Source organism: Mycolicibacterium canariasense, assembly GCF_002101555.1.
Taxonomy (GTDB): Bacteria; Actinomycetota; Actinomycetes; order Mycobacteriales; family Mycobacteriaceae; genus Mycobacterium; species Mycobacterium canariasense.
Genome location: NZ_LQOL01000104.1, coordinates 1 through 2459 on the forward strand (window position 1 = coordinate 1; position 2459 = coordinate 2459).

The 2459-nt window shown below is 67.1% G+C and carries 2 protein-coding genes; both read right to left on the bottom strand.

Annotation, left to right across the window (positions count from 1 at the left end; genetic code table 11):
* Positions 1–89: 89 nt before the first annotated feature.
* Positions 90–1085 carry an ERCC4 domain-containing protein gene (locus AWB94_RS32700; RefSeq protein ID WP_062654863.1) on the bottom strand — a complete coding sequence of 332 codons (996 nt, stop codon included), beginning with the start codon at positions 1083–1085 and terminating at the stop codon, positions 90–92.
* Between the two features lie 52 nt (positions 1086–1137).
* Positions 1138–2408 (bottom strand): IS3 family transposase gene (locus AWB94_RS32705; RefSeq protein WP_409365953.1). Its coding sequence is split into 2 segments (ribosomal slippage): positions 1138–2135 and positions 2135–2408, totalling 1272 coding nucleotides; the frame shifts between segments, so codons are not numbered across the junction.
* Positions 2409–2459: the final 51 nt, after the last annotated feature.

Sequence of the window (2459 nt, forward strand, 5' to 3'; positions counted from 1 at the left end):
TGAAGCATCCCGGGTTTGATGCACACCTCGTTTCGTGTGACCGGTGTGCTTCCCGATCTGGTGGTGAGGGTAGTACGCGGCGGTAGAGTTTAGGTTCGGTTCGACGAGTTGGTGTCGTACCAAGCAGCCCAGATCTCGGGGCGGAGCCGGCCGCGGTCGGGTACCGGTAAGCCGGTACTGCGAGCCCAGGCGCGGACTTCCGCGGTGGATGGCGTCGGCGCTGCGGGTGCCTGGTCGAGGTGGGCGATGTCGACTCTGACCGGCGAAATACGTTGCATGGCAGCGTGTTCAGTGGTCGCCCAGGCGTTGGCGGCGGCGAGGAACCGGTAGGTCCATTCCTCGGCGAGCTGGCGGGTCTCGCAGAACACGACGGGCACGTTCGGCCAGCGGATCTGGAGCTCGGCGAGTCCGTCGGCGACCATCGCGGGACGGACGCGGTCAAGCTTGAACAGCTGTGAGTAGCGATCCTCGATGACCACCGCCGCGCGCGGGAGCGCGGCTAGGTCACCGACCTGGTAGCGCAGCTTGCCGCCGGTGAGGCTGGCTACCAGATCGACCAGTGACTTGCGTTCCACGCTGGCGACGAGCTGACCATCGACGACGATCCCGTAGTCCCCGCACGGCAGCGCCCGCTTGACCGTGGTGACCTGCTGGGTTGCGAACCGGTAGGCGTACTGCTCGTGGCTGTCGACAACGATCTGCAGCTCCTCGATGCCGTGGGCGCGGGCGGTCGGGGTGCGCACGTTCGGGCGCGCCTGCTTGCGGGTGCGCGGCGACTGCCAAAACACCACGTCGCGGCCACGAGCCTGGGTGAACACGAGCTGGGAGCGGTTGTGCCGGGACCGGTCGGCGATCACGTCGATCGCCGCGCCGCGCCGACTGCACGACCGAAGCGGCACTCGTTCGACGATCACCGGATTGTCGGGCCACTCGTCCAGCCCTACCGGGTAGGCGAACAAAGCTTTTTCCCGCGGCCAGGTCCCCGACGTGCGAAACAGCAGGTCACCGCCAGCGAGCGGGACCCTCAGCAGCAACCGCAACCGGGAGTCGTCGTCCGGGTTGACCGCGATCAACAACTCCGTCACAAGTCCCGAGTCTGCCATCGGTGTTCGGTGACAGCCCCGTCGCGACCCGCGCCTACGCACTGCTGATGGGGTCACCGGCTTGCAGCCGGGCGTAGTACTCGGCCTCGGCTTCGGCTGGCGGGCGGCGGCCAAGGCGGTGCATGAGCCTGGCGGTGTTATACCAGTGCACCCACGCCGAGGTGATGTTTTCCAGGTCGGCGAGGGTGCGGATCGGTCCGGTACGGAACGGGGAGCCCTCGCGCACGCACTCGGTTTTATAGAGCCCGATCGTGGTTTCGGCCAACGCGTTATCGAGGGCGTCCCCGACGGTCCCGATCGACGGGACGAGTCCGGCCAGCATCAGTGTCTCAGTGAAATGTGTTGCGGTGTATTGCGATCCGGCATCGCTGTGATGAATCGTGTCACCGGTAAGCGGATGTCCCTGCCGCGCCCGGTAGGCCGTGGCTTGGCGGATCGACCGCTCGACGAAGGCGGTGTTCTTCGTCAACGAGCACTCCCAGCCCGCGATCAGCCCGGCATAGGCGTCGATGACGAATGCGGTGTAGCCGAACCCGCCGCCATCGAGCGGCACGTAGGTGAAGTCGGCCACGTCCAGCAGGTTGGGCCGCGAGGCATGAAAGCGCCGCCGCACCAGGTCCGGCGCTCTCGCGGCGGCCGGATCGCGCTCGGTGGTGCGTAGCGTCCGGGCGCGCGTGGCCCCGCGCCAGCCGTGGGTGCGCATGATCCGTTCGACCGTGCAGCGCGCCACCGGGATGCCCTGGCGCTGCAGGTGCGCCCACATCTTCAGGCTGCCGTACAGGCACTCCGGTGGGCGTTTGCCGTGCTCGTCGGGCTCGTAGACGCCGGCCAGGATCTCGGTGATCGTGGTGTCCCACAGGGCCCGTTTCGACGGCGCCGACGACCGGTGCGCCCAGTAGGTGCGCGGGGCGATCGCCACGCCCTGGATAACCAGGGCGCGGCAGATCGGTACGACCCCGAACCGGTCCTTGTGTTCGTCGATGAACTCGCAGATCAGCGGTGTAGCGGGTCGCACTCCCGCGCGAAGAAAGTTGTTGCGGCCTTTAGTATTTCGATCGTTTGCTCAAGTTCCTTGGTTTTGCGGCGCAGCTCCCGCAGCTCGCGTGCGGTCTCAGTCGGCACACCCGCAGCCTCACCGTCGTCCACCTCGGCCTGGCGCACCCACTTGCGCAGCGTCTCCGCGCTCATCCCCAACCGCGCCGAGATCGCGCGCATCGCCGCCCACTCGGTCTCGTAGTCATCGCGATGCTCTCGGACCAGCCGCACCGCCTTGGCCTTGGTGTTCTCGTCGTACTTGCTCGGCATCGTGCCATCCTTCCCTCAGAAGAAGGTGCGCACGAAACCCGGGACGGTTCA